Genomic DNA, 7,417 nt, shown 5'->3' on the forward strand with positions numbered 1-7,417 from the left:
GCGGCTACATCGAGATGGGATAGAAGGCCCGGGCCGGGCTGGTCGGCGCCGCCCGATCCACAAAGATCCGCTCCGGCAGACGCAAATCGCGCAGTTCCAGCGCCTCCAGTGGACCCCGGCCGACGGCCGTGCGCATCTGGTAGTGGATCGGATGGACGAGCGTGGCCGGTGCGGCGACTCGCTCGGCGCGCGGGAGCAGGCTGGCGGCGCTGTCGGGGGGCTCCGGGCTGGGCTTTGCCATGCCCGGGCTGGAGTCGCCGGTGTCGGGACGCGCATGGAAGGTCAGCTGCACCGTGGCGCTGTCGATCGGCGTCACGCGTGCCTGTTCCAGCATCCGCACCCACGCCCAGACGCCCTCGATCTCCAGCGTCTTGTTCGTGCCGGCCCGCTCGGTCTGCCATTGCAGCAGCGTGCGCGGCTCCTGCAGGTTGGCCGCCGGCCACGACATCGCCTGCCACGTCTCGCGCTGGTTGTAGTAGTGCAGCGTCTGGCGGTCCAGGGTCAGCCGGGTGTCGGTCAGGCCCGGCGTCGGGATCGGGCGCAATTCGAACTGGTACCTCGGTTCGCCCTGCACCAGCAGATGGGCGCCGATGCGCTGCAGCGTGTTGATCGACTTCAGGAACGCCGGGTCGAACGTCAGCCCCGTGCCGCTACCCACCGGCACCCACTGGTCACCCTGCAGCGCCAGCACGCCGGCCAGTTCGGCCAGCAGGAACGTGTTGATCAGGCCACTTTGCGGCCGGATGTAGCGGGCCAACTCGGGCAGCGACGCGTCGTTGGCGGTCGCCGCGAACGGATAGCGGCCGGCAAACGCGCGTTGCCACGGCAGCGCGATCGATCGGCGCCACGCCTCGTTCAGACTCGCCTGCGCGGGCTGCAGCACCGACTGCTCGGCCTGCACGACCGGGCGCACGAACAGCGTCTCGCCCATGCCGGCCCATTCGGCGCCGAGACTGGCCGCCATGAGCCGCGCGTACGCCTGCGTGTCGGCCAGATCGGACCCTTTGCCCTGGAACAGCGACTGCGCCATCTGGCGCGCCAGCGCGTTGGCGTCGGCGCTCTGGGTCATCTGCTGCAGGCGCAGTCGCACCGCCGTGACACGGTCCAGATAGCGCTGCAGGCTCAGTTCGCTGCCGCCCGTATTGCCGGTGGACGGCTGCCCGGCGAGCCGCAGCACCGGCCCGAAGGCTGCGCCGAGCGGGCCGGCGGGGTCAGGGCGGACGGTTTCCGGGGCCTCGTCCTTGCGGCCCAGGATGCCCTGGGCCTTGGCGACCAGCGTGTCGGACAGCGAATCCTTGCGCGCCCCGGCGCCACCCTGGTACGCGAGCGACTTCATCAGCGCGATCACCGGCGACTGGCGCGCGTCGGCCAGCAACTTGAGCTGGTCGACCACGCCCGGCAGCGTGGTGGCCGGCTCCCACTGCAACCCGTTCATGAACTGCTGCCAATGCTCGGCATAGTCGGCGAAGTAGCGCTGCGCGAGGGCGTCGCGCAAGGCATCGGCCGAAGTTGACGGTTGGGGCGACGATTGGGCGGCCTCCGCCTGACCGTCGGTCAGCACCCAGTCGTGGGCGACGTCCTGGCTGCGGGTAGCTTTTTCGATCGCCGCCTCGACGTAGCCCTCGTAGCCCTGCCGCGTGAAGACACCCGGCACGGCGCCGGTGGCACGGACAAGGCCCCGGGTGTCGGTGCCCGCGGCGAGCGCGGCCAGGGTCAGGTCGGGATACTTGCGCCCGGCGCCTTCGAGAATCGTCTGATAGATCGTATCCACCGCGTTGCGCTCGCCGATTACCGCCAGCAACGTCTGGCGCGCCCCAGCCACCAACTCCGCGCGCGGGGTGACACGCCAGTCGGGATGGGCCTGCAGATGATCGGCATAGAACCGGGCCAAGCGCTCGGCCAGATCCTGCTTCCGGCCCGGCGGGATCCGGGCTTCGGTGGACCAGTGCCGGGCAAGCTGCTGGGCAAGGAAGTCTGGCTCGACCCGCTCGGGATGGGCCAGCATCAGGTAGGCCTTCAGGGTATCCCGGCCATCGAGCGCCCAGCGGCTGGTCTCGTCGGTCAGTCCCTGGACCTGCAACTGCGACAAATCGACCAGCGTCGCCTCCATGTCCTGCACCACGGGCGTGACCAGCACGGCATGGCTGGCGGCTGCGTAGGGCTTCCAGAGCGCGGCCAGCGCCTCGGCGTCGCGGTTCATGCCGAAACGGGTGAACAGAGGGGCGGAGTTCTGCAGGCGGTGTTCGTAGCGCTGGATGTGTTGCTGGAGGGTGTCGAGGGCCTGGAGGCGGGTTTCGGGGTTGGTTCTCGCGGTGTGGAGGGCTTGCACTGCCTGGCGGGCGGTGCGCAGGTCGTGGTGGTTCTGGACGGCGGCGAGGAGCATGGCGGTGGTCCAGAGGCCCATAGCGGTAAGCGCCAGCATCGCCACCACGGTGCTGGCGTGAATCCCGACACGACGGCCCCGATGGTGGCGGGCATTCGCACCGATTGCCTGCCAGGCACCCAGGAACGTCATGGCGTGCGCTTGGGCCATATCGGGATAGACGGCGGCGGAAGATGCTTCCTGCGGCCTGAACCATCCGCCAGCCTGGGTCGTCGCTGCAGGCTCTGTCGGAACGGGCATCGGACGGACTAGCGCCGGAAACAGCGGCGCAAACACGACACCAGACAGCGGCGCGCGACGCCACTTGGATATGTACAGCGCTTCCCAGCTCTCCAGGATCAACGCGCGTTTGGCGCTGACATAGTGCGAAACACGCGCGAGGTAGGACATTCGCCGAGGCGCGACGCACCGTTGAACGCCTGCGAAAGCAAGACCGGACTCCAGCGTCCGCAAGGCATCGCCGAACGTCTCCTGGGTCGCGCCGGATGTACACCGGCCCGCGTCGGGCGCGAAGACGGCCAGCACCTCAACCTGTTCCGGCCGCTCGCCGTTCACTTCGACTGCGTGAAGGAACGACACAGGTGCTGCCCAGCCAAGATCAGCTTCGATGGTGGACAACGCCCGCAAACGCTCGGTCGCCGCGCGCGCGTCCTGGTGCTCGTCTACGACCTGCACGACGGCATCTATCGGACACCGGCGCCGTAGCCGTCGCAGTTGCTGGCGCCACGCCTTCGCGTCGATGCCGTCGGGCGACGGATGCACCAGAATCATGTCGGCAACCTGCAGCACCGCAGCCTGTTTCAGATTCGGCGCAACAGCATCGATCTGCGCATCGTCTCCACAGACCAGCAGCCATGGCAGCCGATAACGCCAGCGCCACCCCCACTGCACGCGTAACGCATCGCACAGGTTCTGCAAGCGCGCGTCGCGATCTGGCCGCTCTGCCGGCTTCTCTCCGGTCTCATGGGAGAACATTCGCTTGGCCGCACCATAGGCGCCAAGGAGCAATGCGAAGACATGCAGGGCCACCGCGATGATCAGCACGGCGCCAATCCATATCAAGGCAGTTATCCTGCCTTCTACCGTCGGCAGGCCGACCATGTCGCCTGCGAACCAGGCAAGTCCTGCCGCGAACGCGGCGATGGCTGCCGCCGCAAGCGGCCACCCCCAAACCACGGCAATGCGAGATCGGGGCAACGCTGCAGTAGCGGATGTCAGGACATCCACGTTATTGGATGGAATCGTCATGCGGAGATGTCGTTACGTGGAGAACCACCGCCTGGGCGGCGTCCACCAGCAGTTGTGGACCTTCCTTGCCCGACGCGATCGCCGCAGCAACGGAAAGCCAGGGATTGAGAAAACCCGCATCACCGACGATGCGATCCGGCCGAAGTTTTCCGTCGTTGTCCGTCAGATGCTCCAGCGCTGCGGCCTTCCACGCGGACAGCAACGCGATGGCTTGCTGGCCGCCCACACCGGTAATCCATGCACGCCGCACAGCGGCTGATTCAGTACCGCCCCAGATCAATGCCAGTTTCAGCAGCGCATCCAGCGCGTCCGTCTTGCCGGCTACTGGCCGATGCAGCAATCCGCCCACTCGAACGGGCTCGGGTAACTGATAAGCACCAGGATTCAGTAAAACCGCGACGCAGCCTTCCGCGCTACCCTCCGGCGGCTCGCTGTCGTGCCATACCGTGGCGATAATCAGCAGGGGCCGGTGCTCCCCGGCGTCGAGCCAGCCATCGATCACCATGAATCCATGCGCGGCCGGCTCGGCAAGGCATTCCAACTCGGGCAAACCGGACCGCCGCATCGCTTCACCCACTTGAAGTACGCGTGCAGCAGCAACATCCGGCGTCGCAAGCACACGCACTGCGGGGGCGTACTCGGGGCCGTACTGCGACAATGCATGAACGCTGGCGCACAGCGGGCCCAGGGCCTCCACGATTTTCAGCGTAATGGTGGCCACCGCCTCAGTCTTGTCGACATGGCTGTCTTCGGATTCGTCTGCGGGGATCCCAAACGCATCCTCATCGGGCGCTGGCAACAACGTGACAGCGTCCTCGTCGAACCGGTTATGTGGGATCACGCCGCTTCCTCTGCGCGGCGCCTGGGCCCTCACCAATGGGCGTGCAGCCTCCATGACGGCATTGAGATCATCACCGCCAAGTGGAAGGCTGTATCCAATCCCAAGCACCTGCAACGGACGCTGGGCCTGCGCCACCTTGTCGGCCAGCCATCGGCTTCGAAGCTGATTTCGACAGGCCGCGCGAATCCATAGCGCCTCGAAGCCAGCGCGATCAATCCCCAGCACGATGGCGAATACGAGGTTCGGCACGCCGACAGCACAAAACCAGAACTTCGGACCGGCCGCAGGCGCACTCTCTGGCCAAAGAAGCAGCGCGCCGGCCGCCCCGATCCCGCAGCAAATCAGCCAGATGGCAAGCCATGGGAGCAACCGGGGTCCATGCTCGGGATAGCGGCTCGCCTCTCCCGCGACTGTCAGATCGATCGGCATGGGCTAACAAAGGTGAGGAGTCGGCGTAACGGAAAGGAGGTCTTGTCTGCAAGAATCAATATGCGGTACGTCATTGCGATGGATTATCAGGTGAGTCATCGTTGCTGCCGTTTCTGAAACAGCGGTATGAAAACAAGAAATAACACCGACGCTGTCAGCTTCATACTACTTCGAACCACATTCCTGCAACTCCAAATCAATTTCATCCGTCATCTGGAAAGTCGATTTTTTCGTCCTCATATCAATGGTGACGTAGCCCAATCGCGTAGCGACAACGATGTGTCTATTGTCGACGCTGAATGAAACTTCATAGACTCTGCTTCCGAACATTCCGGCATAGATTTTCCGCATCGATCGTTTCCCTTTTTTTGGGAGGGCGTATACGGCCAGCATCGTTGCCTGCGGATTAACCACATCTGCTCGATCAGGTAGGCCATACACCGCCACAAGCGAATTCTCGCGGTTGAAATTCCCACCATCCAGTTGATGTTTGGTTCTTGCAAAGCCAACCTCACGGTTATCGCGGCGCAGAACCAAAAGACGATCGGAGCGCCTCTCAACCGAATAATCTTCGGAACAGGAAACTACCCGAGAATCTGCCAGCGCCACCTCGCACCATAGCGCCAACATGCCTATCATTTTTGGAACTTTCATCTCACTACTTCGAATCACATTCCTGCAACTCCAAATCAATTTCATCCGTCATCTGGAAAGTCGATTTTTTCGTCCTCATATCAATGGTGACGTAGCCAAATCGCGTAGCGACAACGATGTGTCGATTGTCAACGCTGAATGAAATGTCATATACCCCGCTCCCATACATTCCGGCATAAACCTTCCGCATCGATCGTTTCCCCTTTTTTGGGAGGGCATATACGGTCAGCATCGTTACCTGCGGATTAACCAAATCCGCTCGGTCAGGTAGGCCGTACACCGCCAGAAGCGAATTCTCGCGATTGAAATTCCCACCATCCAGCTGATGTTTGGTTCTTGCAAAGCCAATATCACGGTTACCCTGACGGACAACCAAAAGACGATCGGAGCGCCTCTCGACCGAAAAATTTTCGAAACAGGAAAATATTCGAGGATCTGCCAGGGCCATCGTGCAGCATAGTGCCAACATACCTGCGATTATCAGGCGTCTCATCTTTATCTCCCAAAATCTTGAAGGCTAGCCACGTTTCTTCCCAGCGCCGGAGAATGGACGATGTGTCTCCATGGTTAACGCGGCTGGTCACTCCCCGCGAGGCGTCTTCGGTAACCCCGAGATCAGCTTCTCTTGTCACGCGATATCGGACGCAGTAGAAACCGGCTATGTCGACGCACGAGTACGGATCATTACCTATGACTTCTGGATTGGGGATTTCGGGGCCCTGCTTCCCCGTCTTGAACCACTCAGGATCATAATCACTTTGCCTTAACCATCCTCGATATTTCCAATACTCACTATAGTTATATCTACCCGTAATTTGCTTGAACCCCCGGCCGCGGAACTTTACACCATCCCCCGAATCGGTATTTGCAAGGGAGGCATTCCGCTGATATTTATCGAAAACGATAATGAACGCTTCGGGCGAATCCAAGTATCCGTTGACTTCAGGAGCGACAGAATAATGATTGCGTTTCACCGCGACGGGCGCGGCAATCGTGCTCTCTCGCACGGCCATCATGTAGTGGGACTCCACAGCACACTGCCCGAAGAAATGAGCAGCCCTTGGGCTATTATCGAAGGCATACTTGCGGAGTACTCGGTTTATATGGATCCGGTACATCTCCTTATATTCTGCCCCTGTTTTGGATGCGGAATTGTAGTGCTTCTCCAAATATATTTGTGCGAGTTCCGCCTCACTCAACCATCCACACCTGCGGAAAACCTCGATAAACTGCAGTGGATGAAAGAACCAGAGCTTGTTTCCGGCAGGGAGGCCGGTTGCCTCCCAGAACTGAAGGGATTCCAGGCGACTCATGAATCCCTCATATCCAGCGGTGTTGCCATGGTAAAACTCCCCGGCCTCTTTCAGTTTTCCGTATTGGGCTGCATTCTGTGAACGGTCCCATTGACTGGGCGCTTCGCAGATGAGTCCTCGCAAACTCGCACGGATGCCATCTTTCGACTTCACGTAGTGAGCCAGGGCATCCTTTTTAGGATGGGGTTCGCCCCGTGCATTCACCGCCTCGGTCGCATCGCTCAGGATCTTCCTGAGCGCGTCGATGTCACAGAGCCCGTCGTTGCCAAATGGTCCGCTTTCCTCGCTGAGTTTCTGCCACCCCTTGAAGAACGGAAAATCCGCGTCCGAGAGTTTCGCGATCGCCGGTTGGCTGACGTCGATATAGCCCTGCTGGCCCGCTGCAAAAGCGACGCGCATCCAGGTTGCACAGGGATTGACTGGCGTGACCGGCGCATTGGCCCCTCTGCCGAGCGAGGATGCATTTGAAGGCGGGGTGGATGCGGTGGGCAACGTGGCCGGTGTCGACAGAATCCGCCCGAAGCGCAGCAGTTCATAGCCGTCGCTTGG

General features: G+C 61.8%; 5 protein-coding genes. All 5 read right to left on the minus strand.

Annotation, left to right across the window (positions count from 1 at the left end; all coding sequences use genetic code 11):
• Nucleotides 1-4: 4 nt before the first annotated feature.
• A complete protein-coding gene (locus QTN24_RS15045) occupies nt 5-3,631 on the minus strand; it encodes an ImcF-related family protein (RefSeq protein ID WP_313837874.1) in 3,627 nt (1,208 codons plus the stop codon).
• The gene (locus tag QTN24_RS15050) at nt 3,612-4,901 is read right to left on the minus strand and encodes a hypothetical protein (RefSeq protein WP_313837875.1); all 1,290 of its coding nucleotides are present in this window, start codon (nt 4,899-4,901) and stop codon (nt 3,612-3,614) included. Before QTN24_RS15050 ends, QTN24_RS15045 begins: the two co-directional genes overlap by 20 nt.
• 165 nt (nt 4,902-5,066) lie before the next feature.
• Nucleotides 5,067-5,555, minus strand: a complete 489-nt coding sequence (locus QTN24_RS15055; protein WP_313837876.1) for a hypothetical protein — start codon at nt 5,553-5,555, stop codon at nt 5,067-5,069.
• A gap of 4 nt (nt 5,556-5,559) precedes the next feature.
• Entirely contained in the window at nt 5,560-5,931 is a 372-nt protein-coding gene (locus QTN24_RS15060) for a hypothetical protein (protein WP_313837877.1), read from the minus strand.
• The coding region (locus QTN24_RS15065) for a glycoside hydrolase family 19 protein (protein ID WP_409559032.1) at nt 5,912-7,417 on the minus strand (1,506 nt) is incomplete at its 5' end. The genes QTN24_RS15060 and QTN24_RS15065, both read right to left, overlap by 20 nt.

Source organism: Cupriavidus sp. SZY C1 (genome assembly GCF_032190535.1).
GTDB classification, from domain to species: domain Bacteria; phylum Pseudomonadota; class Gammaproteobacteria; order Burkholderiales; family Burkholderiaceae; genus Cupriavidus; species Cupriavidus pauculus_C.